General features: G+C 56.8%; 26 protein-coding genes. 5 read left to right on the top strand and 21 right to left on the bottom strand.

From position 1 onward, the window contains the following. Nucleotide 1 precedes the first annotated feature (1 nt). From ACR3EM_RS08155 to ACR3EM_RS08170, 4 genes are all read left to right on the top strand, one after another. The gene (locus ACR3EM_RS08155; RefSeq protein WP_170449491.1) at nucleotides 2–997 is read left to right on the top strand and encodes an ATPase, T2SS/T4P/T4SS family; all 996 of its coding nucleotides are present in this window, start codon (nucleotides 2–4) and stop codon (nucleotides 995–997) included. Continuing rightward, on the top strand, nucleotides 990–1,166 hold the full coding sequence (locus ACR3EM_RS08160; protein WP_170449489.1) for a DUF4177 domain-containing protein: 177 nt from the start codon (nucleotides 990–992) through the stop codon (nucleotides 1,164–1,166). The genes ACR3EM_RS08155 and ACR3EM_RS08160 overlap by 8 nt, the downstream gene beginning before the upstream one ends. Before the next feature lie 20 nt (nucleotides 1,167–1,186). Continuing rightward, the gene (locus ACR3EM_RS08165) at nucleotides 1,187–2,185 is read left to right on the top strand and encodes a TrbL/VirB6 family protein (RefSeq protein WP_170449488.1); all 999 of its coding nucleotides are present in this window, start codon (nucleotides 1,187–1,189) and stop codon (nucleotides 2,183–2,185) included. Nucleotides 2,186–2,411: 226 nt separating this feature from the next. After that, nucleotides 2,412–4,439, top strand: coding sequence for an ATP-binding protein (locus tag ACR3EM_RS08170; protein ID WP_170449486.1), 2,028 nt, complete (start codon nucleotides 2,412–2,414; stop codon nucleotides 4,437–4,439). A 96-nt stretch (nucleotides 4,440–4,535) separates the two neighbouring features. On the opposite strand, the gene ACR3EM_RS08175 is transcribed toward ACR3EM_RS08170, so the two are convergent. From ACR3EM_RS08175 to ACR3EM_RS08210, 8 genes are all read right to left on the bottom strand, one after another. Then, entirely contained in the window at nucleotides 4,536–6,428 is a 1,893-nt protein-coding gene (locus tag ACR3EM_RS08175; protein WP_170449484.1) for a type IV secretory system conjugative DNA transfer family protein, read from the bottom strand. After that, nucleotides 6,421–8,229 carry a relaxase/mobilization nuclease domain-containing protein gene (locus ACR3EM_RS08180; RefSeq protein WP_170449483.1) on the bottom strand — a complete coding sequence of 603 codons (1,809 nt, stop codon included), beginning with the start codon at nucleotides 8,227–8,229 and terminating at the stop codon, nucleotides 6,421–6,423. Before ACR3EM_RS08180 ends, ACR3EM_RS08175 begins: the two co-directional genes overlap by 8 nt. Next, a complete protein-coding gene (locus ACR3EM_RS08185; RefSeq protein WP_170449481.1) occupies nucleotides 8,216–8,806 on the bottom strand; it encodes a hypothetical protein in 591 nt (196 codons plus the stop codon). Before ACR3EM_RS08185 ends, ACR3EM_RS08180 begins: the two co-directional genes overlap by 14 nt. A gap of 175 nt (nucleotides 8,807–8,981) precedes the next feature. Beyond that, the gene (locus tag ACR3EM_RS08190) at nucleotides 8,982–9,263 is read right to left on the bottom strand and encodes a hypothetical protein (RefSeq protein WP_170449479.1); all 282 of its coding nucleotides are present in this window, start codon (nucleotides 9,261–9,263) and stop codon (nucleotides 8,982–8,984) included. After that, complete coding sequence (locus ACR3EM_RS08195; RefSeq protein WP_170449477.1) at nucleotides 9,250–9,474, bottom strand: hypothetical protein; 225 nt, start codon at nucleotides 9,472–9,474, stop codon at nucleotides 9,250–9,252. The genes ACR3EM_RS08190 and ACR3EM_RS08195 overlap by 14 nt, the downstream gene beginning before the upstream one ends. Next, a complete protein-coding gene (locus tag ACR3EM_RS08200; protein ID WP_050673793.1) occupies nucleotides 9,471–9,674 on the bottom strand; it encodes a hypothetical protein in 204 nt (67 codons plus the stop codon). The genes ACR3EM_RS08195 and ACR3EM_RS08200 overlap by 4 nt, the downstream gene beginning before the upstream one ends. After that, nucleotides 9,671–10,549: a zincin-like metallopeptidase domain-containing protein gene (locus ACR3EM_RS08205; protein WP_170449475.1), complete on the bottom strand. Its 879-nt coding sequence runs from the start codon at nucleotides 10,547–10,549 to the stop codon at nucleotides 9,671–9,673. Before ACR3EM_RS08205 ends, ACR3EM_RS08200 begins: the two co-directional genes overlap by 4 nt. Nucleotides 10,550–10,932: 383 nt before the next feature. Further along, the gene (locus ACR3EM_RS08210; protein WP_170449474.1) at nucleotides 10,933–11,220 is read right to left on the bottom strand and encodes a hypothetical protein; all 288 of its coding nucleotides are present in this window, start codon (nucleotides 11,218–11,220) and stop codon (nucleotides 10,933–10,935) included. Nucleotides 11,221–11,679: 459 nt separating this feature from the next. Here ACR3EM_RS08210 and ACR3EM_RS08215 point away from each other — a divergent pair, with 459 nt between their 5' ends. Continuing rightward, the gene (locus ACR3EM_RS08215; protein WP_170449472.1) at nucleotides 11,680–11,844 is read left to right on the top strand and encodes a hypothetical protein; all 165 of its coding nucleotides are present in this window, start codon (nucleotides 11,680–11,682) and stop codon (nucleotides 11,842–11,844) included. Here ACR3EM_RS08215 and eno read toward each other — a convergent pair whose 3' ends face one another. From eno to ACR3EM_RS08280, 13 genes are all read right to left on the bottom strand, one after another. Further along, entirely contained in the window at nucleotides 11,845–13,122 is a 1,278-nt protein-coding gene (gene eno / locus ACR3EM_RS08220) for a phosphopyruvate hydratase (RefSeq protein ID WP_170449470.1), read from the bottom strand. A 10-nt stretch (nucleotides 13,123–13,132) separates the two neighbouring features. Beyond that, nucleotides 13,133–14,560 (bottom strand): pyruvate kinase, encoded by a 1,428-nt coding sequence (pyk, locus tag ACR3EM_RS08225; RefSeq protein ID WP_170449468.1) that lies wholly within the window; start codon nucleotides 14,558–14,560, stop codon nucleotides 13,133–13,135. Then, nucleotides 14,557–15,705: a DUF4147 domain-containing protein gene (locus ACR3EM_RS08230; protein WP_170756581.1), complete on the bottom strand. Its 1,149-nt coding sequence runs from the start codon at nucleotides 15,703–15,705 to the stop codon at nucleotides 14,557–14,559. Before ACR3EM_RS08230 ends, pyk begins: the two co-directional genes overlap by 4 nt. A 22-nt stretch (nucleotides 15,706–15,727) precedes the next feature. Continuing rightward, the gene (locus ACR3EM_RS08235) at nucleotides 15,728–16,243 is read right to left on the bottom strand and encodes a gamma carbonic anhydrase family protein (protein ID WP_170449463.1); all 516 of its coding nucleotides are present in this window, start codon (nucleotides 16,241–16,243) and stop codon (nucleotides 15,728–15,730) included. A 76-nt stretch (nucleotides 16,244–16,319) separates the two neighbouring features. Next, nucleotides 16,320–17,846, bottom strand: a complete 1,527-nt coding sequence (locus ACR3EM_RS08240; RefSeq protein ID WP_170449461.1) for an altronate dehydratase family protein — start codon at nucleotides 17,844–17,846, stop codon at nucleotides 16,320–16,322. Between the two features lie 69 nt (nucleotides 17,847–17,915). Further along, entirely contained in the window at nucleotides 17,916–18,857 is a 942-nt protein-coding gene (locus ACR3EM_RS08245; protein WP_170449459.1) for a 3-hydroxyacyl-CoA dehydrogenase, read from the bottom strand. A gap of 108 nt (nucleotides 18,858–18,965) precedes the next feature. Next, the gene (locus ACR3EM_RS08250) at nucleotides 18,966–19,643 is read right to left on the bottom strand and encodes a 3-oxoacid CoA-transferase subunit B (protein WP_170449457.1); all 678 of its coding nucleotides are present in this window, start codon (nucleotides 19,641–19,643) and stop codon (nucleotides 18,966–18,968) included. Then, nucleotides 19,644–20,297, bottom strand: a complete 654-nt coding sequence (locus ACR3EM_RS08255; RefSeq protein WP_170449455.1) for a 3-oxoacid CoA-transferase subunit A — start codon at nucleotides 20,295–20,297, stop codon at nucleotides 19,644–19,646. It abuts the gene before it with no gap. Between the two features lie 79 nt (nucleotides 20,298–20,376). Next, complete coding sequence (kce, locus tag ACR3EM_RS08260) at nucleotides 20,377–21,318, bottom strand: 3,5-dioxohexanoate:acetyl-CoA acetone transferase (RefSeq protein WP_170452987.1); 942 nt, start codon at nucleotides 21,316–21,318, stop codon at nucleotides 20,377–20,379. 19 nt (nucleotides 21,319–21,337) lie between these two features. Continuing rightward, nucleotides 21,338–22,156 carry an SDR family oxidoreductase gene (locus ACR3EM_RS08265; RefSeq protein WP_480470252.1) on the bottom strand — a complete coding sequence of 273 codons (819 nt, stop codon included), beginning with the start codon at nucleotides 22,154–22,156 and terminating at the stop codon, nucleotides 21,338–21,340. A gap of 10 nt (nucleotides 22,157–22,166) precedes the next feature. Next, a complete protein-coding gene (locus ACR3EM_RS08270) occupies nucleotides 22,167–23,510 on the bottom strand; it encodes a TRAP transporter large permease subunit (RefSeq protein WP_170449453.1) in 1,344 nt (447 codons plus the stop codon). Then, nucleotides 23,503–24,090, bottom strand: coding sequence for a TRAP transporter small permease subunit (locus ACR3EM_RS08275; RefSeq protein WP_480470253.1), 588 nt, complete (start codon nucleotides 24,088–24,090; stop codon nucleotides 23,503–23,505). Before ACR3EM_RS08275 ends, ACR3EM_RS08270 begins: the two co-directional genes overlap by 8 nt. 18 nt (nucleotides 24,091–24,108) lie before the next feature. Beyond that, a complete protein-coding gene (locus ACR3EM_RS08280) occupies nucleotides 24,109–25,146 on the bottom strand; it encodes a TRAP transporter substrate-binding protein (protein WP_170449449.1) in 1,038 nt (345 codons plus the stop codon). Nucleotides 25,147–25,195: the final 49 nt, after the last annotated feature.

The following is a 25,195-nucleotide window of genomic DNA, read 5'->3' on the forward strand; positions in this document are numbered from 1 at the left end:
CATGGCGGCCAGCTATCTACAAAGTTCAATGGACAAGATTGCCGAGGCGCGTGATGCAAAGCTGATCGAGCTTTGCATCAACCCCGACGGCTCGCTGTGGGCTGAGTTTCAAGGGGATCACTTCATGCGGCGCGTCAATCGACGACTCTCGCCCAATGAGATCAAAGACTTGGGCAATCAGATTGCCTCCGCCGCGAACACCACGCTCAGCCGAACGAAGCCCATCGTCTCGGTCAGCATTACCTACCGAGACCGCCCAATCCGGGCGCAAGTCATCCAGCCCCCCGCCGTTGATGGCGGTTACGCGATTTCCCTGCGGTTCTTCGCCGACCTGCCATTGGAGCGGATCAAGCTGTCCTTTCTCTTCGGCAAAGAGCGCAGCAACGAAGGTGCAAGACGCAAGCGCAATGCCGAGCTGCGGGATGTCGTGACCACCGGTGACATCGATGCCGCAATCAAGTTTTGCGTCACGCACAAGCTCAACATGATCGTGTCTGGCGGGACTTCGACCGGCAAGACCGTTACGGCGCGCAAGATTCTCTCCTTCGTGCCCGCCGACGAGCGCATCATTACCATCGAAGAGGCCGCCGAGTTGCGTCCGATGCAGCCCAATGTCGTCACGTTGATGTCTGACCGCGATGAGGCCACGCGCAGCGCTGATGTCTTGCTAACCTCTACGCTCCGCATGCGACCGGACCGTATCGTCCTGGGCGAAGTGCGCGGCAAAGAGGCCATGACCTTCCTTGAGGCTATCAACACCGGCCATGGTGGCTCACTCACCACCCTGCACGCCGAAACACCTCAGCTGGCGGTTCAGCGTCTCGCCATCGCCGCCCTAAAAACCGATGTGCCCATGACTTACCAGGACATTAACGATTACATCACCCGCTCGATCGATGTGATCATCCAGGCCGGTCGTCATGAAGGCGCGCGCGGCATCACCGAATTCTACCTGCCGGTTAATCCGGCCCATTCAAAGGAAACAACCCATGTTTGAATACAAAATTGAACAGATCAACACCGCCAAGACAAAGCCACCGAAGATCGAAGCGCAGCTGACCGCTCTTGGCCAAGACGGCTGGGAGCTGGTCTCAGTCGTGCCGGATTTCGACGGCGAGCACATCTTGAAGGCATTCCTGAAACGTCGCACTGGTGACAGCGCCTAAATCCAACCGAGGAGGAACTGATGGGCGTTGTCACCTGGATGGTTGAGACAACCGACAACTTTTTGGACGACGCGGCCCAAACCACTTTTGGCAACGTCGCCGGGCAGCTCGGGGGTGTCATCGCTGTGGCCTCGACGCTCGCGGTGATCGGCATCTTCCTCAACATAGTGTTTCAGTACAAATCCATGGATGGGCGGACCGCCTTCTGGTTCGCCCTCAAGCTCATGCTGATCTCCCTCTTTGCAATGAATTGGGTCCAATTCAACGCAGTAGCCAGCGCTCTCATAGACGGGCTCGACCAACTCGCGGGCGGCATGGTGGCGGGGCTTGGCGGTGGCGGTGCAGGCGCATCTTACTTTGCTGAGGCCTTCGACGATCTCATCGAGGAATTTGGCGACTACCTGAACGCGGCCGGTGACAACATGCATTGGATGGCCGGAGCCCTGATCGGCGCGATTGGTGCATTCCTTCTGGGTGTCATCGGCGCGCTCTGCGGCCTTGTCTTGATCTTCGCGAAGATCATGCTGGCCTTCATGATTGGCATCGCCCCAATCATGATCGCGCTTTCCCTGTTTGATGTCAGCAAGGACTATTTCCACCGCTGGCTGTCCAGCACGGTATCCTATGCGCTCTATCCCCTCGTGATCGCCGGGGTGTTTTCCACCGTCGTCGGGATGTCGCGCTCGCTGATGACCGAACTCGGAGATCCGTCCGGAGCAAGCAACATCGGTGCACTTGTGCCCTTCTTTATGATGATGTTCCTCGCAGGCGGCATGATCATCGCCACCCCGCTGATCGTGCGCTCCATCTCGGGCAATTTCATGATGGCCGGACCGCCAAGCATTCCGGGTCCCGGCGGTTTCGCCAAAGGCTTAATCGGCACCAAGGGGTCACGAGCGCGGGCGCGGTTTGGGACCAGGTCAAATGCTGAGATCGCAGGTGCTGGAATACGGCAGGCAGGCGGTGCGACTGTTTCTATGGTTCAGCGGGTGGCAGAACGAGCGAAGCGGTTGGAGTAAAAAATTGGCCCAAAACCACTTTGCGTCGAGAAGGTCGGAGACCTCAACACGGCCTTTCGAAGCAGACAACCTTTGCAACTGCAGCCCATGAAAGCAGCCTCGAAATCCGTGGAGGTGATATCTGGTCTTAGCTTCAACTCGGGGTTGCTTGAAAAGTTGTGCTATCCGCAAAGGACAGGTTAGGATAATCGAGATTTAAGAAAGAACTATGAGGCCAGATAATTTCATGGCGGACGCCCATTTCAGAGTGCAGGTCGAAAAGGACCACCTTAAAAAGCTGGCAAGCGCAGACGCCGTCAAGGCTTTGTCGGAATTGATATGGAACTCAGTCGATGCTGACGCCTCTCGCGTGGACATTGAAATTGAGAATGATGATATCAGCATGCGCTCAATCACTGTCCGGGACAACGGCCACGGCATTCCACACGAGGAAATCAAACAACTCTTCGGTAGCATCGGCGGGTCTTGGAAGCGCCACGGAAGCCGCTCTAGGGGTAAGAAGCGAATCCTGCATGGCAAGGAAGGTAAAGGTCGCTTGAAGGCTTTGGCGCTCGGGCGATCGGCTGAGTGGATTGTGCGCTACAGGGACGAAGGCGGCAAAGGCAAACTGCTCGGATACAAGGTTTCCCTTCTAAGGGATGATCTTGTCGATGTTCGTGTGACTGAACCGGAGGAAGCCGATCCTGCCCTTGGCACCGGTGTGGAAGTCAAAGTGGCAGAGCTCGATAAGAACTATCGGTCCCTCGAACCGGAAAGATCGGTACAGTCGCTGTCCGAGGTCTTTGCACTTTATTTGACGGACTATAAGGATGTGTCGATCTATGTCGAGACAGACAAGCTGGACCCGAACAAGGCCATCAAAGAGAAGGTCAACATCGACCTAGATCCTATCATCGACGGTGAAGGCGACAACGCCAAGGCCTACCCAGTTTCCCTTGATCTTATTGAGTGGAAGGCAGCGACCGAACGCTGGTTCTTCCTTTGTGGGCAGCACGGTTTTCCGTTTCAACGTGTCAAGCCACGCTTCCACGCGCCAGGACACCAGTTTTCAGCTTACTTAAAATCCAGCTTTATCGATGAGCTTCAGGAACGCGGTGAACTGGAACTAGCCGAGATGATCGCACCGGCACTATCAGAAGCGCAGGATGCCGCCGCCGAAGTTATTAAAAGGCACTTTGAAAACAAGGACGCGGAGGCGGCGCAAACAGAGATTCAGCAGTGGAAAGAAGAAGAGGTCTACCCCTATAGGCTCGAGCCGCAATCCCCCGTCGAAGTGGCTGAGCGCAAGGTCTTCGATATTGTGGCGCTGAACGTCAACAAACACCTTCCGGATTTCAAGGTTCAAAGTTCCAAGAGTAGGGCGTTCCAGATGCGTATGCTCAGACAGGCCATCGAGAAAGGCCCCGACGAGCTACAGCATATTTTGACTGAAGTCCTGGAGCTTCCGCCAAAAACCCAGAAGGAAATGTCCAAGCTGCTTGAAGAAGCTGATCTAGCCAACGTTATCAGCGCCGCGAGGTTGGTATCTGATCGGCTCAGGTTCGCTACTGGGTTGGAAGCACTGATATTTCACCCTGATACGAAAAAACACCTTAAAGAGCGCAGCCAACTGCACCGCTTAATCGCCGAAAACAACACATGGATATTCGGAGAAGAGTTCAACCTGACTGTCGATGACCAGTCGCTGACTGAGGTGCTACGGAAGCACCAAAAGATAATCGGAAAGGATACCGTCATCGATCGCCCCGTTACTCGGGTGGATGGAAAGGTGGGCATCGTCGACTTGATGTTATCCAGAGCGCTTCCACAGCGTCGGGAAGGCGAATGTGAGCATCTCATTGTGGAACTAAAAAGACCTAGTTGCAAAATTGGTTCAGCAGAGATCAACCAGATCGAAGACTATGCGTTCGCTGTGATCGAGGATGAGCGTTTTCGGCATTTGAATACGCGATGGAGCTTCTGGGTAGTTTCCAATGAACTGGACGCCAGCGCCAAGAGGAAGACCCGTCAGCTAAACTGTCCACCCGGTCGCATCTATGCATCGGATGATGGCATGGTGGAAGTGTGGGTGAAAAGCTGGGCGGAGGTTCTGGATGCATGCAAATCGCGAATGAAGTTTGTGCAGGATAAACTGAACGCCAACGTCGATACGGACAGTGCCTTAAAATACCTCAAGAAGACTTACGAGAAGCATCTTGTTGGAGTCGCAGAAGAGCACGCGGAAGCGCTGGAGCCGGAAGTGGCTGAAAATTGAAGGGCGGCCTATCGAATTGAAGCCGTTATTCCCGGTTTCCTTTCTCACGCCCTTCTTTTTTCGTGCGGCCGCGGGAGAGTGTTTGCTCGCCCCATCTCATCCCCGAGCTGCCTCCTCCAAAAATCTCTCCACCCGATCTGTTCCGGCCTGATATTCGCCCCAACTAGGCTTGTTTTCTGACGTCAATTCTCGCTCTTCGCTGGCCAAGTCATCAATCTCTTCACGTCGCTTCCCGCTACTTTCAGATCCCTCAAAGGGCACCACCTTCGGCATCTCAAGCGCCCCGATCTTCGCCTCCAACGCCTTGATTTGCCCTTGCAGGCCACGCATCTGGTCACCGGCTGAGGGATATGGCAGATTGCCGGTCTGCTTGTCGAAGATCTGTTTAAAAAACCGATCCTCATAGTATTTGATCCGCTTGGCTCGCACAGGCATTTGCGCGTCGACCACCAGTACGATGTCATCAAGATCCATGCGCCGCGCCTCGTCCTCAGGTAACAACGCGGTTTCTTCGGTTCGTTCAGACATGCTGCGCCCGGCAAATGGGTTGCGGCCGATCGGCCGCGAACGGGTCACGACGCGCTTGGTTGTTTTGCCGACGGCTTTGCTAAGCTCTTCGATGGTCTTCTCATCCGAGGGCGTCAGATAGAGCTTGATACCCGCGTTGCCCTGCAAGGCGCGGCGGGCGTTTTCACCGTAGATTTCGTCCAGCGCCGGGATCGTCTGTGTGACGATCGCGAGGTTCGCCCGGTAAGATCGCAGTGTTTCAATGCTGTCCAGAACGATGGGCATTTTGCCCAAGCGGTTAAACTCATCGAGCATAATCATCACCGGCCAAGGCTCGTCCTTGCCGGGTTCATGGTCTTGCAGAGATGCCAGCAAATCCGAGAAGAACAGACGGATCAAGGGCGCGAGAGGTTTCACCATGAGCGGTTCAACCACAAGATAGACCGAAAACGGAGTCTTGCGGATATCGCGGAAATCGAAGTCTGAGGTCGCGGTTGCGCGATCGATGGCAGGGTTCGACCATTGTTTGAGGCCAGATGTCATCAACAGTGACAGGTAGGAGGTCAGCGTGTCGTTGTTGGTCGAGGCCATGCGCATGAAAATCAGCTTGGCGGCTGGATTGAACACTTCATCGGCGCGGCGGCGATATTCCTTCTGCTTGTCCCCGCCAGACGCAGTGATGCGGTAGATCTCGCCCAGGGTCGGCCGCTTGCGCTCGAACGCCAAAAGTCCTGCCGCCACGAATAAGTCAATGCCGCCATCAAGAAGCCCCTGAACCCGATCATTATCAGCTTGCAGGAACAGCGAAGCCAGGAGTTGCAGCTCCATCTGCTGGCGGTCGACGTTTTCCAGCGCCGAGATGCGCAGCAATGGATTGTATCGGTGCGATCGGCCGTCCTTCCAATCGGTGGGCGCGAACCGGAACACCTTGTCGCCCTGCGCCGCCCGGTGGCGCGCCGTCGCCTCAAAATTCTCGCCCTTCACGTCAAGCACCACCGCACTGCCCTGATAGGTCAGAAGGTTCGGGATGACGAAGCCCGTGGTCTTGCCACGTCCAGTCGGGGCGACGATCAGGGCATGGGGGAATACCTTAGACATCACGAATGGTTTGCGGCTCCTGGGCTTACCCATTTTGCCGAGGACAAAGCCGTGGCCAGGCTTGCCGAAGAAACCGTTGCGCTTCATCTCGGACATTTGCTGCCAATGGGTTTCCCCAAATTTGGTCAGCGCATCGTTCATCAAGACCGCACTGAGCAAAACACCGGCACCAGTGCTGATCCCCACGATCAAGTGAACAATCTGCACATCGGCCGGATGGGTCGTGCGGAGCCCCCCATAGCTACGTGCCAGCATCAAGAAATCGATATCCGCCCCGACCCCGAACCAGCGGAACGTCAGAAAGGCCGACACCAGAACATACCCCAGCACCGCGCCGAGAAGAGCAAAACTCATGACGCCAAGTGCGATCCGCGCCTTACCCATGCGTCACGCCCTTTTCGCCGTCGGCATCGACATGCCGCTCGCGTTGGAGGTCTATTTCCTCATTGGCGATCTCGTCGAGGACATGCTCCATCGCCACGCTGTTCGCCTGAGCGGCATCGCTCTGCAGATAGGCCTTGGCCGCATGGAGCCGGTCCAGCCGATCGCTCACGTGTTCCTCGAGCGCGGTTTCATCGCCGATTGCCAAGTCGGGGGCCTGCTCCTCACCGACCAGTTCCTCCAGCTCGGCACGCAAGGTCTCGCGTTCCAGATCGCTGCGGAAAGGATCTGCGGTTGGGTCGTCCCGCATACGGCTCAGGATATCAGAAGTGGTCGGCGGCAGCCTGTCGACCAAGGCTTCCTGCCGGTCGGTTTCCACCGCCCCACTGTCTTTGAGCACCTCAGCATCTGCCAACACACGGCCCAGATCACCATGCACCTGGTCAAGGCGGTCAATCGCTTTCTCAAGCTCATCGGCGCGTGACAGGTCAAAACCGTCCTTCTCGGCAATCGCCTTCAAATCCTGTCCAAGCCACTGCCGCTCGAGCGCGGCATTGCCCGCACCGATTTCAACGCGGCGCGTCACCTCTTGCGCGTCAATTCCTGTACCTTTCAAAGCATGCTGAAGACGTTCTGCCAGAGCTGGATCCTGTAACGCTTCTTGAGCTTCGGCCTGGATATTTGCGGCAGAATAAATCCCACTCTTGGACGCATCCTCGAGCAATGTGTGGGACTGCGTTCCCATTGGGCTGAGATGCGACAGAGAGCGATAGATGTCGTTCAGCTCATGCTCGAGCGCCGCCCGCCGTTCAACCGGAGCGCCTGCCACAATGCGTTCGGCTTGGTTGATCTTGTCGTGAAAGGCATCCACGACCTCATCAAACGAATGCTGTTCTTCGGCCACACCATATACCTTTCCATCTGCTTCAATTGGTTTGCCCTGCCGCAAAAGCGTCGCCGCCTTGTCCAAGGCCGCCGCGATGTCATGCTGGTTCTCGCGCGAGGCTTCGGCCGCAAGGCCGCGATAGAGCCGCGCGTTCAGGGCGACTTCAGCCAATGCGCGTTCGAGCTCTGGCCCTGCGCGCTCACGCTCGGTCAGCTTCTGGCCCGTGGCTTCCGCGCGGCGCTCATCTACATCGTTTGGCGTCTTTGTCGTCACACCACGTTCGAGCTTTCGCGTCGCCTCAAGCCGCAGCCCATAGTGGTCCGACACCTCCACCATCGCCTCGCGAAAACTGTCGTAGTTAAAGTGGTGCCCTTCTTTCAGAAAGAAGAACTCACCATCCTTGCTGCGTCGGTTCAAAACGATATGCGCGTGCGGGTGATCCCGGTCCTCATGCACGGCTGCGATGTAATCAAAATGGCTGCCTTCGCCCTGAAAGAACCTCTCGCAAATCTCGCGCGTGATCTCGGCAACATCCTCGCCGCGCGTGCCAATTGGGAAGGCCATCAAGAGGTGCGAAGTATGCCCCAGCTTGGGATGGAACCCTTCATTCCACTGCGCTGAAAACCGGCGTGCGACCTGCTCGATCTCTTTAGCTGACAGAACGCTTTGGCCGTCATAGGTGCCACGGCTGTCGATAATGAAGCTCGACTTGGTGGTCAGGTATTCCAACTGGTTGCGCAGCTGCGCTTTGTTGTGAGTGCCGCCGTCGCGAATGGCTTTGAAGATCGCTGGGGAATGCCCCATGGCGGCGCGGGCCATTTGCTTGGCACGGGTACGCGGCACGCTTCCGCGAATGCGGCTCCAGTCGCGATCGAAGAAGGCCTCTTGCGCGGCGGCAACGGCACTATTCCGGGCCATCGGCAAAGCCTCCCAGTACGCGAGCAACCTCGCCGGACAGCGCGCTTCGGCGGCGCTGCGCCATGTCCTGAACCTGGTCCGCGATGTCGAAAATCAGCCCTGCCAAAGCACGAACCTGGCCATGGGCAGAGTTGCCATAGGGCGGCATTTTTCCCTGGCGCTTTGCCTCGTTCAGGCGCTGCGCGATCTGGTTGATATTGTTGCCGGTGCGATTGAGCGAAGCCGATAACCCCTGCATCTGGTTGGCCAGCTCATCTTCAGGAACGAAGAGATCGTTCGACGCATAGATCAGCCGCCGCAACCCGTCGGCGCGGCTGTTGATATCATGCCGCGTCAGCACCGCATCAAAGCTCGCAAGCTCTCTTGGCGTGAGACGGACATTCACCAGTTCTGAACGCACGCGTGCATCCAACTTGCGGCTTTGATCGGCCTTCAACGTGTAGAAGATGCTGCGGGTCGTGACGCCGAATTCATGGGCCAGATCCTCGATTGGCACACCTTCGGCACGCTTGCGCACGATGGCAAAACGCTGGTTCTGCGTCAGTCGCTTGTGCCGTGGTGCGCGCGGTCGGCCCATGTGAAGTAATCACCCCTATTTCTTGCCAGCATCATACAGGCAGCCCTGTTATGGTACTTCGCCATAATTGATGCAATATTATAATATTGCATCAACTGCCTGTATTCCGTTTGGAGCAGCCATAGGCTGCGACCGCCGGGCAAAGCCCCGGCCACATGCGCAAGGCATGGCACCACTAATCGTGGTTCCATGCCTCAGCATCGCCAAGCAATTGCAGCGCTATTGCGCGGGCCGCGCCTTGGGCGCTGGTATAGGTTTGATGATCGGGCAGCTCGTGCAAATCAAAGGGCTGTTGCGGGTCGTCCGGGGTCTCAACTCGGACATAGATCGCCCAGCCATCGATCAGTGCTGGATCATCACAATACTCCTGCCCGCCATCGGGCAGATTGCAGAACCCATGCAGATGCACGCTGGCGCGGCCCTCTCGGGCCGCCTGCCTGATGTCAGAATACTTCATGGCGAACCTCTGCACTTTCCTCGATGAAAAATTCGTCAGGCTCGCCGTTCAGACGGGTGCCATCCCAACTGGTCAAACCGATAGCCGAACCGTTCCGCGTGAATGTGATGAGGTATTGCCCGAGGTCATCACGCGTAACGACATACCCCCTGTTGACCCAATGAACGCGGTTACCCGCGGCCACTGCTGCTTTGATGTCTTCCACGGTCATCGCAACGCCTCCTCAAGGATTGCGAGAGCCCCAAGACAATCGTCGATGTAGGGCTGTTCTTCGCCTTCCAGATCGTTCAGCTCCAGCCGGTTCAACACCGCGTAAAGCGTGGCGCGCGCCTCACGGGCGGCGCTTCGCAAACTGACGGTATCTTCCAGACGTGCCGTCGAAAAATCATCGCTGTGATAGTCGGGGATCATGCTGCCACCTCCTTGCTCTGACCTGCCGCTGCAAGGACAAAATCGGCTGCCTTCTGCGCCTCGGACGCCGCGCGGAAAATCGCACGTTTGTCCTCCTTGAGCGCTTTTAACCACTCTTCAACATAGGCGGCGCTTTGGTCGAATTCCGGCGTGACCCCAATCTGAGCACCGAGGAAACAAGCACCGATTTCCGCCACCAACTCTTCAAAGGCATAGGCTTCACGGTTCGCAAATTTCTTGATCCGCTCAAGCCGCTTTTCGCTACCGGTCCAGTGAATTGATTCATGAGCAAGGGTCGCAAAATACCCTTTCGCACTAAGGAAGGTCGCCACGGGCGGCATATGGATGTGATCCTTGGACGGGCTGTAGTAGGCTCGCGGCTCATCGGTGGTCACGATCTCCGCACCCGTGCGAGCAAAAAACGCCTCAAGCTCGGGATCAGCTTCAGTGCCAAGATCGCGCGGGGCCTCGGGACGGATGTAGTACTCCTCCGGCAAACCTTCGATCTGATCCGCGTTGAAGACGCGGTATGCGCGCGCATAGGGCAGCTCTTCCTCAACGCCCAATTCGTTCTCTCGGGTGAACGTCCCGTATTTGACCACGGTCGACGACGTTTCGCCTTTGCGGACTTGGCCGCCCAGTTCCTGCGCCTGCTTGTAGGTCATCCAGCGGCTCGAAACATAGCCATGCTTGGCCGCCATGACCCAGAGCATCAGGACATTAATCCCGCGATACTCCTCGCCGCTGTGTCGGTTCGGCAGGGCAATGCCGGACGCACTCCCGGTCCATGGCTTGCGCCATGGCGGCGTGCCTGCCTCGATCTCGGCAATAATGGTGTCGGTGACATGGGCATAAACATCAAACTTCGGTGCCATTTGTGGCCTCCTCGATCAAAGTGACGCGGGTGAGGCCTCGTGCCCCCTTCCGCCGATGGGCTGCGCCTCGGCCACCTGATCTGACCGAATACGCATGTATTCGGCGGAACAGAGTGGGAGAGGGCAAAGCCCGACCCACGGCCCTGAGCGGGGCTGTCAATCGGCCACATTTGCGAAGAAAATGTCTGCGCCAAAATCAGACACCAATTTGCCGCGCGAGGAATGGCTCGCCCGCGAGACAGGGGAAATTGGTGGCTGATTTTGGGGATGGACTAAGGTTGACCGCCACGGTCAGGGATGTTGGGCGGACCAAACAAATAGAAAGATGCCTGGATTGGGGTGAGCGGGCCCTAGCCCGTTGAGCCGCAATCTAGTCTATGGGATTATTTCGCCCGCGCACCAAAGCGCAGGCTCGTTTCCAAACTCGGGTAGATGATTTTTTCAGACCGTCGGAAAGAATGAAACTCGGCAGGTGGGAGCCTTTCATGCTGAACCACCTGAAGCCGACATTGAAACTTCTTCGAAATCGAATATTTCGTTGCGCTGCCGCATGTCCGCTTGGAGCCCATCTTGTGAATTTGAAATTCTCGCTGCGAGCGCACGCGGCACGATTTTTGCTGCAACTGCGTGATTAACCGTGCTGCGCCGCGATGTGAAAAGGCGTCGTTCATGCAAGTTGCAGCAAGCCGAGGGGGATCAATTCACAGATCGCGGACTTTCTGGACGCTTGCAAGTGCGGCCAGTGCGACCGCGAGAAACTTGCCACCGACCTTCGCGATTGCAGCAATGCGAGTTCGCCGGCATGGCGAACTTCCCCAGACCGGTCATTGGCCGGCACCACCGACCTGCCGAATCCTTTACCGTTATTCGTTGCGCCGAGATTGCACTGGCAAGAAGCGGACTTGCAGGACCGTTTCTTACGTAACTGATGCTCCCGCAGAACGCATTTGCTCATGTGGTGTGGAACTTTCGCTGGCGTAGCAGGTTATACCGATCCGAGCAGGTCGACCAGTCCGGCGAAGACCTCGACGCGAGACGGCGAGCTGCCTTGGCAGGCTCGTGGGGCGCCCGGAATTGCGCTGGAGCATGGTCGCCCTTGCATCGCGCCCCGTGTCGGCCGACGGTCTGCCATGCGTTGGGCTGCCGGGCCCGAAGGGCTCTACCTGGCGGTCATGCATTCCGGTGTAACGCTTGCCGCAGGCATTGCAGAGGCGCTGGCCGCCGAGATACTGGAGGGCAAGGCGGCAGAGTTGCTGGACCCCTTCCGCCCTGCGCGTTTTCAAACCGTGGGCTGATCAGCCGCGCAGGACAGAGCGACCGGCGAACTCAGCCGATGCGCCCAGCATTTCCTCGATGCGGATCAGCTGGTTGTATTTTGCTAGCCGGTCCGAGCGTGCCAGCGATCCGGTTTTGATCTGGCCGCAGTTGGTGGCCACAGCCAGGTCGGCGATGGTGGCGTCTTCGGTCTCGCCCGAGCGGTGCGACATCACGTTCGTGTAGCGCGCGCGGTGGGCCATATCGACGGCTTTCAGGGTCTCGGTGAGCGAGCCGATCTGGTTCACTTTGACCAGCATCGAGTTGGCAACGCCCTGGGCGATGCCATCGGCCAGACGGGCGGGGTTGGTCACGAAGAGGTCGTCACCGACCAGCTGAACCTTGTCGCCGATCTTGTCGGTCAGGAGCTTCCAGCCTTCCCAGTCGTCTTCGTCCATGCCGTCTTCGATCGAGATGATCGGATAGTCGGCGCAAAGGTCGGCCAGATACTGAGCATTCTCTTCCGAGGTCAGCGATTTGCCTTCGCCTTTCAGCTCGTATTTGCCGTCCTTGTAGTATTCCGACGAGGCGCAATCGAGGGCGAGGTAGATATCGTCACCCAGCTTGTAGCCGGCTTTCTCGACGGCGTTCTTGATGAAGTCCAGTGCGTCGCGGGTCGAGCCGATGTTGGGGGCAAAGCCGCCTTCGTCACCGATGCCGGTCGAGAGGCCCGCTGCGGAAAGCTCCTTTTTCAGGGTGTGGAAGACTTCGGCGCCCATGCGCACGGCTTCGCGGATGTTCGCGGCTGACACCGGCATGATCATGAATTCCTGGATGTCGATCGGGTTGTCTGAGTGTTCACCGCCGTTGATGATGTTCATCATCGGCACCGGCAACACGCGGGCCGAGGTGCCGCCCACGTAGCGAAACAGGGGCTGAGCGGTGAAGTCGGCTGCAGCCTTGGCAACGGCGAGCGACACGCCAAGGATGGCGTTGGCGCCGAGGCGGCCTTTGTTCGGGGTGCCGTCAAGTTCGATCATAGCAGCGTCAATCGCTACCTGCTCGGTCACGTCCATGCCGACCAGCGCTTCGGCAATCTCGCCGTTGACGGCGGCACAGGCTTCCAGAACGCCTTTGCCCAGGTAACGGTCCTTGTCACCGTCGCGCTTTTCCACCGCCTCGTGGGCACCGGTCGACGCGCCCGAAGGTACGGCAGCGCGGCCCATGGTGCCGTCTTCAAGGATCACGTCGACTTCGACGGTCGGGTTGCCGCGGCTGTCGAGAATTTCGCGGGCGTGGATGTCGATAATGGTGCTCATTGGTGTATCCTTATCTGCCGAGATAGGCGATCTTTAGCGAGTCTGTGCCGCCAGCTTGGCCATGCACCGATCCGGATGTCACAATAACCGGGCGACCAGGCCGAACCAGGTATTCGGGGGCAAGATGCGACGGGATACGGCCTTCGCGGCTGGAAGAGAACTCTTCCACGCTGGTACTGACGATAGGCGTTACCCCCCAGACAAGGCAAAGGCTTCGCGCGACTTTCTCCGAGTGACAGATTGCAAGAATTGGGATGGCGCTACGATTCTTCGACACCCGCAGCGTCGTGGCCCCGGTTGTCGTAAACGTGGCAATGCAGCTCGCATTCCTCAAATCTGCAAGGGTGCTGGCCGCACTTGCGATTGAGCTTGAATCGTCCGGGGCATCAATCAGAGCGGTGTTGACGTTCGAATTCAATGAACGAGAGGCAGATTCGGTCGCTTGGGCAATTTCGGCCATCGCCGTAACGGCTTCAACCGGATATTCCCCCGCTGCGCTTTCTGCTGACAACATGACCGCGTCTGCGGACTGGGACACCGCATTGGCAACATCCGATGTTTCCGCCCGAGTGGGCAGAGGTGCTGAGATCATGCTTTCAAGCATCTGGGTGGCCACAATAACTGGTTTGCCGTGTGACCGGGCCGTTGCCACCAGTGATGCCTGGATGGCCGGCAAAACGTGCCAATCGCACTCAACGCCTAAGTCTCCACGCGCAACCATTATAGCGTCAGTGGCGTGGAGAATTGCGTCGATATCTTGAACAGCAACGGGTTTCTCGATCTTGGCAACGATCTTTGCCAAGCCTCCGGTCAACCGGCGAAGCCCCTTAATGTCCTCTGCGGTCTGCACAAAGGACATTGCCACCCAATCAACCCCCAGTTCGAGCGCAAACCGCAAGTCGTTCCGGTCTTTTGGCGTGATCGGGTCCAGCTTCAGCGTGGTGTCCGGAAAGTTGATCCCCTTTCGGTCTCGCAAGGTCGCTTTGTTGAGAACTTCGGCAGTGATAGCGTCGTCATGGCTCTCAACAACGCGCAACCTGATGCGGCCATCGTCGATGAGAATCATATGGCCAACCCCAACAGTGCCGAAAATCTCAGGATGAGGCAGAGGTACGTCGTTTTCCCGGGCGGGATCACAGACCAACCGGATACGGTCGCCGATGGCTAGCGGTCTTTCCCCGCCTGGCACCACACCGATGCGAAGCTTCGGCCCCTGCAGATCCGCGAGAATGGCGATGGATCGACCGAGGTCACTCTCTGTTTTGCGAATGGCTGCATGAACCCTAGCATGGTCTTCGTGGGTTCCGTGGCTGAAATTCATTCGAAAGACGTTCGCGCCCGCCTCGGCGAGTGCCTTGATCTTGTCGTATGAATTGGACGCGGGGCCCAACGTGGCTACGATCTTCGTTTGCCGGGGCAGTTGATTATGAGTGGTCATGATGTGCGCCTTCTGCTTTGTTTGAGAAAAATCGCGAGGTCCATCACATTCGTGCCGGTTGGCCCGGTGATAATCTGATTGCCCGTGCGGGCCAGAAAAGAGGCAGAATCAGCGCTGCGTAGCGCATCTTCTGCACCAGGTTCCGAAGAAAAGGCATCGCCATCCAAGAACGCACCCGCTGCATTCGTCGGACCATCGGTGCCGTCCGTCCCTGCGACGAGGCCGGTTATTTCGGATCGGTTTTGAACGTGCCTTGCAATTTCCAGTGCAAGGGCTTGGTTGCGACCGCCTTTGCCGGGGTTTTCGGGAAGAACAACCGTTGGCTCTCCGCCATAGACATATAAGCCGTCGGGGCCTTCCGTGATCTCATGCGCGATCTGAGCGGCAATCTCATTCACATCCGCATACATGCTCTCTTGGTTGGTGATGGTCTTGATCCCAATCGATTTTGCGCTTCGCACGACGGCTTCCCGCGCAACAGCGTTTGAGGCGACAACGCTGCAGTTGTAGCCAAGACCGGCACTCTCGGGCGCCGCGCCAATCCCGGAACCGATGACCGAGATGCTGTCTCCCGCTACGTCCGAAATGGCAAGGACATCGACTTGTTGGCCTTTGAACGACGCCAACAGCCCGCCTCCCTTGACTGCGGAGACGGCTTGTCGACGCTTGTTAATTTCTCCGATATCCGCACCTTCGGCCAGAGCGGCTTTCGTCAGAGCCACAAGATCAGCGCTGCTGACACCTGGTTTCAGATGCTCGACAAGCGACGATGCGCCTCCTGAAACAAGCATCATCAAACGACTGCCAGTCGGGCATCCGGCCACAAAGTCTAGCAGGCCTTTACCCGCCTTCAACGAAGACTGATCCGGTATCGGGTGGCTGGTTTCGAATGCCTCGACGTTGCTGCCGAACTCCCCGTTGCCCAGATGGTCAGTCTTTGTGACAAGATAGGTGGGTATCGTGTTGCGCCAGTCGTCTGGCAGGCCCTCGAACATGGCGGTGGCGGCTTTTCCGACGGCAACAATATGCGTTGGAGGTTTGACATCGTGGTGCGACACCCAATTGCGCACGCTGATGTCACCCTTCACTGAAGAAACCGCTGCGCGGAAAAGGTTCAAAAGTGTATTTCTGTGGGCAATGGTCATGTCGAATTCCAACGTGGACAATCTAGCTGGAAAGCTCTTGGGCAAACCGCTTTGAATTAGCTTGATATTGCAGTGCGCTTTGGTGAAGACCCTCGATCTGCTCCTTGCCTAATTCCCGTTTGACACGCGCAGGAGACCCAACAACCAGAGAATTATCGGGAATATTCGTATTCTCAGTGACCAGCGCGCCGGCTCCGATCAGGCAGTTTTGGCCAATAACTGCTCCGTTCAATACAGTGGCGCCCATGCCAATCAGCGACCCGTCTCCGATCGTACACCCATGAACAATCGCGCTGTGCCCGATTGTGCAATTGCGCCCGATCGACAGTGGAAACCCGGGATCGGAATGGAGAACGCAATTGTCCTGAATATTGCTGCCCTCTCCGATAATCATTGGTTCATTGTCTCCGCGAATTACGACCCCGAACCAGACACTTGCACCGGATGCGATCTCAACATTCCCGACAACAAATGATCCTGGGGCGATGAACACGTCTTTGGCGATTTTCGGCGTGATCGATCCCAAACTGTAAATCACTGGATTTCCTTCTCAATTTTCTGGTGGTTCTGTTCGCGCCCGGTTTTCCGCCCGGGCGCTGCTGTGAATTCCTAGTCTACATCTGAGCGTAGGTCTGCCAGGGCGCGAACTCCGCGTCGCCGATATCCAGCTCTTCGGACAGCGTTTTATGCCCCGAGGCTGACTTCAGGATTGCGTTGAATATCCGCTCCCCGGCTTCGGCCACAGTTTCGCTGCCGTCTGCAATCGTGCCGCAGTTGATATCCATGTCGCCCTGCATCCGATCGAACATCGCGCTGTTCGAGGCGATTTTGATCGACGGAACCGGTTTGTTGCCATAGCAGGAGCCGCGCCCGGTGGTGAAGCAGATCATGTTGCAACCCGAGGCGACCTCTCCGGTGAGAGAAACCGGATCGTAACCGGGGCTGTCAACGAAGACCAAGCCCTTCTCGGTGATCTTCTCGCCATACCTATAGACCCCGTTCAAATTCGTGCTGCCCGCCTTGGCCACCGCGCCGAGGGATTTTTCGAGGATCGTAGTCAGGCCGCCTGCCTTGTTGCCCGGCGTCGGATTGTTGTTCATTTCCGAGCCATGCTTGGCGGCGTAGTCTTCCCACCACTCCAGCAAATCCACCAGCTTCTGACCGACTTCGGGTGACGCCGCGCGATCTGTCAAAAGGTGCTCTGCGCCATAGATCTCGGGGGTTTCCGCCAGCGCCGCCGTCCCGCCGTTTTTGACCAGAAGATCCACGGCATAGCCGAGCGCGGGATTGGCCGTGATCCCGGAATATCCGTCCGAGCCGCCGCACTGCAACGCGACACTCAGATGAGACGCATCCACAGTTTCCCGCTTCGCTTTTGAAGCCGCTTCCAGTGCCGTTTCAAGCCACTGCAAGCCTTTTTCAATCGATTTGCGCGTCCCGCCCGCATCTTGCAGCGTGTAGTATTGGAAGCTTTCGTCTTGAGGACGGCCATAGGCTTCCAGCATCAGCGGGATCTGGTTGGCTTCGCAGCCCAGACCAAGCATCAACACCGACGCGAAATTCGGATGCGTGGCATAGCCCCAGATCGCCCGCTGAAGCTTGCGGAAGGCTTCATCATCGGTCCCGATGCAGCACCCCGCGCCGTGAACAATTGGCACAATCCCGTCAACGCCGGGGTATTTTTCCAACAAACCCGCGCGCTCGGCTTCTCGCGCTAGTAGCTTTGCCGCCGAAGCCGAGCAATTCACAGAGGTAACAATACCCACATAGTTGCGAGTTCCGATTTCGCCGTTTGCCCGACGGTATCCCTGAAATGTCGCCCGTTCAGACAGGGCCAAAATGTTGGTATCCTGGGCGCTCTGCCCGTAGTTCTCATCACGTCGAAAACTCGTCATTGCGACATTGTGGACGTGAACATGCTCACCGCGCCCAATGTCTTGCGTGGCGACACCGATGACGCGGCCGTATTTGATGACTTTCTGACCGGAAGCGATGGGGCTCACGGCGATCTTGTGGCCTGACGGGGTCAGGTCCCGGGCAATCAGGTCGGATTGAGACAGCTCTGCGCCCGGTTCGATCCGCTGCAGCGCCACTGCTATGTTGTCATCGTCACTGAGCGAGAGAATTTTTCGAGAAGTCATTATGTTACCGTCCTTTTTGGCCGATTGTTGAGGCAGGCCTGCGTGTCAGATCTAACAGCTTCAATTCGTCTAGGTGCCTGATTGGGACTGAGCTTTGTGACGTAACAGAGCCATCAGTTTTCTGTCCCGCTCGATCTGCGCTTCAGGAATTTTGGCGACGGGCATTCTTTCGGCCATTTCGGGTGCGATTTTTTCCTTTGCAACACTGGCCCAGTCGATGCCCTCGTAAGAGCCAAGACCAAAATCCCGATACATTTTTCCGTATCGCGCAACGTAGTCAGTCACGCCTCCGGGAGCGTTCAGATGAATGGTTTGCATCGGGCCCATAATGGACCAGCGCAACCCGAGGCCATCACAAATAGCCTTGTCCAGATCTTCGGCCGACACGATGCCGCTGCCCACAAGCTTGAATGCCTCTTCCAGAAGCGCGCCTTGCAGACGGTTCACAACAAACCCGTCGATCTCTTCGCTCAACACGATGGTTTCGCGCCCGCATTTGATCATCACCTCATTCACCTTTGAGACAATGCTATGATCCGTCCATGGCGATGGAACGATTTCGACCGCGGGATGAAGATGGGGCGGGTTTATGGGATGCACCACAAGGCACCGATGGCGTCCCTCAATATCCTTGCAGTAGCGCGATGCAGAAATGCCTGATGTAGAGCTTCCGATAGGCACGTCGCTGGCCGCGATTGCATCCAGCGTTTCAGTGATTTGTTTCTTTATTTCAACGTCTTCCGGACCGTTTTCCTGAACATATATGGCTGTGTCCAGCGCCTCTTCGAGGCTGGCCGCTAACTTGATGCGCTGCAGGATCTGGGGTGCATCGGACGGAGCGACCAGATTGAACTCGGTGAGATCGGAAATCCGTTTCTCCATGGCTTTCAACCCGCGCTGTGCGGCCTCTGCCGAGATGTCGTACATCGCAACCTCAAAACCGGCCTGGGCGAATACCGCCACCCAGCCCTGTCCAATTAGTCCGCAGCCAATTACGGCAATCTTTTCCATGTTTTTCATCTCTCTTTGTCCGGAAATCGGCTCAGTAAATCCGGCGGCCAAAATAAAACTCGTCGACTCTGGATGGATTTATCGACGCAACATTCACGGCATGTTGCTTCATCGGGCCCTTGCCTTGGCGGGTCGGGTTTCGTCCATGCGCTTAAGGTCACCGCAAATCTCAAACCGTGCCTCGGTCGAGGCCTGGACCTCCTCAACGGTTACCTCAGGCGCAATTTCCGTCAACATCAGGCCGGACCCGGCAACTTTGAAAACCGCAAGGTCCGTAACCAGCAGGTCAATCGCACGCGAGGATGTCAGCGGCAGATCGCATGTGCGGACGATCTTGCTTTTTCCGCCCGCCATGTGCTGCATCGCCACGATGACCCTGCGGGCTCCGGTGGCGAGGTCCATCGCCCCGCCCATGCCCGGCACCATGGCGCCGGGGATCATCCAATTTGCCAGAAACCCGCGTTCGTCGACCTGCAGGCCACCCAGCACCGTCACATCAATATGTCCGCCCCGGATCAGGCCAAAACTCATCGAACTATCGATGGCTGCCGCGCCGGGAACGGCGGTCACGAAACCGCCGCCGGCATCGGTCAAGTCGGGCTCTTCCATGCCTTCGGGTGGACGCGCACCGAGACCGATCACACCGTTTTCAGATTGAAAGAAAACGCCCGCATCCGAAGGGACGAAACCCGCCACGAGACTGGGCAACCCGATCCCAAGATTGACCAGCGTTCCGGGCGCGATCTCGCGGGCGACGCGGCGGGCGATGCGTTCTTTGCGCTGCATTTATGTCGACCTTTCGATCAGGTGGTCGACCAGACTGGCTGGGGTGCGCACTGCGTCCGGGGGGATCACGCCCACGGGCACGATATGCTCCGGTTCCGCGACGACAGTGTCGGCGGCCATCGCCATGGTCGGGTTGAAGTTCTGCGCGGTCAGCGAATATTCCAGGTTGCCGAGGTAGTCGGACTGCCGCGCCGCGATGAAGGCAAAATCGGCGCGGATGGGTTCCTCAACAAGGAATTTTTTCCCCTTGATTTCCAGAACTTGCTTTCCCTCCTCAACAGGAGTTCCAAGACCGGTCGGTGTGACAACCGCGCCAAGCCCCACGCCTCCGGCACGAATGCACTCAATCAGCGTGCCCTGCGGAACAAGCTCCACTTCAAGGATGCCAGCATTCATTTGGCGCTGGGTTTCCGGGTTCAGGCCGATGTGAGACACGACAACGCGCCTGAGGGCGCCGGCCGCGACAAGCTTTCCGATGCCACGCCCCGGAAGTGCCGTATCATTGGCGATCAGCGTCAGGTCCTTTTTCCCGGCGGCAACAAGCGCATCAATGATCTTGGCAGGAGTGCCAACCCCCATGAACCCACCGATCATGATGCGCGCGCCATCCGGCACGAGATCAGCGACGGCCTTGGGTGAGAGCGCTTTTTTCATGCGGCGGCCTCATAGGTGCAGGCCCGACCGTCCGCACATGCCGAAACTAGCCCATTATGATCGATGTCGCAGCGCATTCTCAGAAAGCCACCTGATCGCCGCCCTTGAGGCCGAGAATGTCGCGGGCATCATCCGGGGTCGCGATCTGCATGCCCAGGTTTTCGACAATAGCGCGCACCTTCTTGACTTGAACGGCGCTGGATTTTGCCAGTTCACCGCGACCGGCCCAAAGGCTGTCTTCCAGCCCGACCCGCACGTTTCCACCGAGCGCCGCCGCCTGCGCCGCAATCCGAAACTGGTTGGATCCCGCACCAAGGACGGACCAACGGAAATCGTCACCGAACAGCCGGTCCGCCGTGCGCTTCATGTGCAACACGTCTTCGGGGTGCGGTCCAATGCCGCCGAGCAGGCCGAAAACCGATTGTACGAAGAATGGGGCCTTTACCAAGCCGCGATCGGCAAAATGCGCCAGATTGTAGAGATGTGATGTGTCGTAGCACTCAAACTCAAACCGCGTCCCGTTGCCGTAACACGTCTCCAGCACATACTCGATGTCTTTAAACGAATTGCGGAAGACAAGATCTTTGGACCCTTCGAGGTGCTCCCGCTCCCAGTCATGCTTGAATTCCTTGAACCGGTTGAGCATCGGGTAGAGTCCGAAATTCATTGACCCCATGTTGAGCGAGGCAAGTTCCGGCTGATAGGTCGCCGCTGGCGCCGCGCGTTCTTCAACACTCATGTAAGGGCTACCGCCCGTGGTAATGTTGACCACGGCATTTGTGCTCTGCTTGATCTGCGGCAAAAACGCAGCAAACCCTTCAGGACTTTGGTCCGGCCGGCCGTCAGGATGGCGGGCGTGCAGGTGAAGGATCGCTGCACCCGCCTCGGCGGCTGCAAGGGAATCGCTGATGATCTCTTCCGGTGTTACCGGTAGGTGTGGCGACATCGAAGGCGTGTGAATGGCGCCGGTTACCGCGCAGGTGATGATCACCTTGCCTGCATTGTTGTTGTCTTTACTCATCTTAATTTTCCAATTGAGTTCAAAGCGTTTCCACGTTTCCATCGACGGCAAGGGATTGCCCCGACAAATTGGCGCCAGCATCCGAGATCAGGAATGCAACGGTCGCAGCGACGTCTTCAGGGGTCACCATCCGACGCATGGAAATATTCTTGAGGTAGTCGTTCTTCATTTCGGCGTAGCTAGTACCGGCGGTGTCTGCACGATCGCGGATCACCTTTTCCATTCTGGGTCCTTCAACAATTCCGGGCAGAACGGCATTGACCCGGATATTGTTAGGACCCAGCTCCTTGGCGAGGCTTTGTGTCAGTCCGATTACGCCGAATTTGGCCGCCGAGTAGGGAGTGCGATAGGCGTATCCATGTTTGCCAGCTGACGAGGACATATTAACCACAGCGCCGCCGCCGCCCGCCTTAATCATCGGTATGGCCCGACGTGCCGACAGAAACTGCCCTGTCAGGCAAATGTCGATACACCGCCGCCAGTCATCGGGAGATAGGTCTTCGAGATTGCCGGTTGGCCCAGCAATCCCTGCGTTGTTTACCAGAGCATCCAACCCTCCAAAGGTGTCCTGCACCGTGTCAAAGAATGTATCCACCGCTGTTTCGTCAGACACATCAGCCTCGACGGCGACACAGCCTTCAAGCTCAACGCAGGCCCTGCGCAAGGCGTCTGCATCGACGTCGCAGATCGCGATCTGAACACCTTGTGCGTGCAGCAAGCGGGCAATACTTAATCCAATCCCGCTTGCGCCGGCAGTAATCACAACTTTTTTGCCTTTAAGACCTGGCAAATTAAATCCAGCCAGCGGTGAGGGCATTTTGGGAGATAGGTCCGTCATATTTCCCCCACTAGTTTCCGAACACGGCGGACGGAGCCCAAAGCACGAGGCTCGGCCAGACGATCAGCAATGCAAGACCAAGCAGTTGCAGCGCGACAAACGGAATGATCCCGCGATAAATGGTTCGGATCGATATTTCGGGTGGAGCCACACCTTTGACGTAGAACAGGGAATATCCAAAAGGTGGCGTTAGAAAACTGGTCTGCAAGTTAACCGCCACAAGCATGGCAAACCACAGCAGTTGCTGTTCACGCGAAATCCCAAGTCCGAAGTCCAATCCTGCAACGATAGGTGCAAAGAGTGGCAAAACGATAAAGCTGATCTCGACCCACTCCAGGAAGAAGCCCATGATGAAAATCAGCAGTAGCAAGATGCCCAGCGTACCGTAAGCGCCCAGATCGAAGAACAGGATGGCGTTCTCGATCATCTTGTCGCCCTTGAGACCCTTGAACACCATTCCAAAGACCGTAGCACCAACCAAAACACCCAAGATCATAGCGGAGGTATAGCCAGTTTCACGAACACAGCTGGACATAGTCTTCATGGTCAATTTGCGGTTGATCGCCGCCAAGATCATGGCGCAGATCGCACCTAGTCCTGCCGCCTCAGTTGGTGTTGCCGTGCCTGTCGCAATGGAACCAAGTACAGTCAGAATAAGAACAAGCGGAGCAAAGAGATCACGCACGAGCGCCAGTGCCAGCGACCCTTCTGCCGGCACTTGGGTCGAAACAGGGGCATCACCTGGTTTCGTTAGCGCGACGAAGACGATGTAGGCAATATATAGACCACCCAGAAGCAGGCCGGGGATCATCGCCCCAACAAACAATTCGCCAACAGAGATCTGCAGAATGTCGCCAACGAGCACGAGCATAATCGAAGGCGGGATCAAAATACCTAGTGTACCCGAAGCAGCGATTGTACCAACTGCCAGCTCTGGTTTGTATTTTTCGCGCAGCATGATGGGCAGAGCCAAAGTACTCAGCATAACCACCGATGCGCCAACGATACCTGTGCTGGCCGCCATGACGATGCCCAGCAATGCAACGGAAATGGCCAGTCCACCGCGCCTGCGTCCTAAGGCGCGCTCAAGCGAATAAAGCAAATTCTGCGCCAAACCGGATTTATCAAGCATGGCGCCCATAAAGACGAACAAGGGCACCGCGAGCAGAAGCCAGTTCTCGATAACGCCAGCGTAAATCCGCGAGACGCCGATTTTGAGGAATGCAAAAGGCAATCCACCGATGAAGGCAAACGCAATGCCGATGCCGCCAAGAACAAAAGCAACCGGGTAGCCGCTGAAAATACCTAAGAGCAGGCAAACGACCATCGATAGGGGAATGATGTGTTCAATCATGGGTTTTCTGCTTCCCGAACAAAATACGAAGTTTTTGGATTGTCAGACCGAGGCCAGCGATCAGCATCAGACCAAACCCAATTGGAACGAATGCTTTCAGGACAAACCGGTCATACATTCCGTCGTAGTCCGACCCTTCGCCCATAGTGAATGATCGCATGGTGAAGTCGTAACCATGGAGAACGACAATGTAGCAAAGGGGCGCCAGCAGAACAAAAAAACCAATGATTTCAATGATATTTTTTGTCTTTTCACGAAAGCGCTGTCGCAGAAAATCGACACGCACATGCCTGTCTTTAACGATCGCTGCGGGCATTGTGAGCATTAGCATGATCCCAAACAGATGCCATTGCAGATCGCCAATGCTTGCAAGAGTCAGCTTCGATCCAAATAAGAAAACGTCGTTTTCCCACCGAACGATCGTGCCAATCTTGGCGGCTGACAGCGTGACACCGATCATTACAAGAACGAGGATGGGAACGATGAGCCAAGCCGCGGCCTGGCCTATCCATACGATCCCGCGAAGAACCGTATGGACAGGGCCGGTGCCACGATTTGGATCACTCGGCGGAGTGTCCATATCGTGTACCATGTTGGCTTACTCGGCAGGGAGAGTTTGAAGATTGGTCCAACGTCCTGACGATGCCACGAAAGCCTTCATCGAGTGGTACGCTTCCCCATAAAGCGCATCTTTCTCGGCTTCAGCATTCAGAACACGTTCCGTCGCAACCCGCAATTCTGCCAGAACTTCATCTGGGAAAGATTTGACGATTGTGCCGCCCTCTTCGAATACTTCGATCTGTGGTGTTTGAGCTGCCGGAGCGTATTGCAGTGTCCAGGCCAGGCTGGTCTGACACGCCGCCTCATACATGGCCTGTTCGCCTGTATCCATGCCATTCCAAACGTCCATATTGATCATCAATACATCGACGCTGCCAGGCTGGTGCCAACCCGGATAGTACTGGAATTTTGCGATCTGGTTGAAACCAAAGTCTTTGTCGATGATTGGCAACGAAAACTCAGTTGCATCGATACGGCCTCGTTCCAGGGCGAGGTAGATTTCGCTTGCAGGCAAGTACTGCGCCGAGGCGCCGAATTCGTTCAGCACGCGCGCGCCGACACCGGCCATGCGCATCTTGAGACCGTTGAAATCTTCAATCGAAGTGATTTCCTTGTTGAACCAACCACCAGGTTCTGGCGCAGTAATGTGGCAAGCAAGAACTTTGACATTCAAGTCGTCAAAACCACGCTGAACAATTTCAAGTCCGCCACCGACGTGCAACCAAGCTGCCAGGGCTTCAGGTCCCGCACCGAATGGCGTTGCACCGATCTGGGCAACGGGTACTTTGCCGCCCCACTGTCCAAGAAAACTCCACCCAGCCGGAATGGCACCAGAGCTTACATTTTCCAGGATTTCACCTGCAGGGACCAACTCTCCGGAACCATAGAGTTGAAGGCCAATGTCGCCGCCGCTCATGTTCCGCAGGGACTCATCCATCAATTTTGCACTGTCCGCCAAAAAAGTCAGATCCTTGGGGATGCTCATGTGGACATCCAGGATATCGGCCGAAGCAGAAGACGCACCAAAGGCTAGAGAACCAGCAACCAAGGTCGCGGCAATTTTCGAATATTTCACTGTATTCCTCCCGTGACTGTGCCCGTCACGAACGACCATAGCGGTCGGT

The sequence above is a fragment of the Ruegeria sp. AH3 genome (genome assembly GCF_056536265.1).

Bases quoted from the DNA above. Each gene is read 5' to 3' on its own strand.
- ACR3EM_RS08270 (WP_170449453.1), bottom strand. From the start codon at position 23,510: ATGATTGAACACATCATTCCCCTATCGATGGTCGTTTGCCTGCTCTTA.
- pyk (WP_170449468.1), bottom strand. From the start codon at position 14,560: ATGACCACTCATAATCAACTGCCCCGGCAAACGAAGATCGTAGCCACG.
- ACR3EM_RS08180 (WP_170449483.1), bottom strand. From the start codon at position 8,229: ATGGCCCGGAATAGTGCCGTTGCCGCCGCGCAAGAGGCCTTCTTCGAT.
- ACR3EM_RS08265 (WP_480470252.1), bottom strand. From the start codon at position 22,156: ATGACGGACCTATCTCCCAAAATGCCCTCACCGCTGGCTGGATTTAAT.
- ACR3EM_RS08245 (WP_170449459.1), bottom strand. From the start codon at position 18,857: ATGGAAAAGATTGCCGTAATTGGCTGCGGACTAATTGGACAGGGCTGG.
- ACR3EM_RS08175 (WP_170449484.1), bottom strand. From the start codon at position 6,428: ATGGGTAAGGCGCGGATCGCACTTGGCGTCATGAGTTTTGCTCTTCTC.
- ACR3EM_RS08160 (WP_170449489.1), top strand. From the start codon at position 990: ATGTTTGAATACAAAATTGAACAGATCAACACCGCCAAGACAAAGCCA.
- ACR3EM_RS08210 (WP_170449474.1), bottom strand. From the start codon at position 11,220: ATGAACGACGCCTTTTCACATCGCGGCGCAGCACGGTTAATCACGCAG.
- eno (WP_170449470.1), bottom strand. From the start codon at position 13,122: ATGAGCACCATTATCGACATCCACGCCCGCGAAATTCTCGACAGCCGC.
- ACR3EM_RS08190 (WP_170449479.1), bottom strand. From the start codon at position 9,263: ATGAAGTATTCTGACATCAGGCAGGCGGCCCGAGAGGGCCGCGCCAGC.
- ACR3EM_RS08230 (WP_170756581.1), bottom strand. From the start codon at position 15,705: ATGACCATTGCCCACAGAAATACACTTTTGAACCTTTTCCGCGCAGCG.
- ACR3EM_RS08255 (WP_170449455.1), bottom strand. From the start codon at position 20,297: ATGAAAAAAGCGCTCTCACCCAAGGCCGTCGCTGATCTCGTGCCGGAT.
- ACR3EM_RS08205 (WP_170449475.1), bottom strand. From the start codon at position 10,549: ATGGCACCGAAGTTTGATGTTTATGCCCATGTCACCGACACCATTATT.
- ACR3EM_RS08200 (WP_050673793.1), bottom strand. From the start codon at position 9,674: ATGATCCCCGACTATCACAGCGATGATTTTTCGACGGCACGTCTGGAA.
- ACR3EM_RS08185 (WP_170449481.1), bottom strand. From the start codon at position 8,806: ATGGGCCGACCGCGCGCACCACGGCACAAGCGACTGACGCAGAACCAG.
- ACR3EM_RS08195 (WP_170449477.1), bottom strand. From the start codon at position 9,474: ATGACCGTGGAAGACATCAAAGCAGCAGTGGCCGCGGGTAACCGCGTT.
- ACR3EM_RS08165 (WP_170449488.1), top strand. From the start codon at position 1,187: ATGGGCGTTGTCACCTGGATGGTTGAGACAACCGACAACTTTTTGGAC.
- ACR3EM_RS08250 (WP_170449457.1), bottom strand. From the start codon at position 19,643: ATGCAGCGCAAAGAACGCATCGCCCGCCGCGTCGCCCGCGAGATCGCG.
- ACR3EM_RS08275 (WP_480470253.1), bottom strand. From the start codon at position 24,090: ATGGACACTCCGCCGAGTGATCCAAATCGTGGCACCGGCCCTGTCCAT.
- ACR3EM_RS08170 (WP_170449486.1), top strand. From the start codon at position 2,412: ATGGCGGACGCCCATTTCAGAGTGCAGGTCGAAAAGGACCACCTTAAA.
- ACR3EM_RS08215 (WP_170449472.1), top strand. From the start codon at position 11,680: ATGCGTTGGGCTGCCGGGCCCGAAGGGCTCTACCTGGCGGTCATGCAT.
- kce (WP_170452987.1), bottom strand. From the start codon at position 21,318: ATGAGTAAAGACAACAACAATGCAGGCAAGGTGATCATCACCTGCGCG.
- ACR3EM_RS08155 (WP_170449491.1), top strand. From the start codon at position 2: ATGGCGGCCAGCTATCTACAAAGTTCAATGGACAAGATTGCCGAGGCG.
- ACR3EM_RS08240 (WP_170449461.1), bottom strand. From the start codon at position 17,846: ATGACTTCTCGAAAAATTCTCTCGCTCAGTGACGATGACAACATAGCA.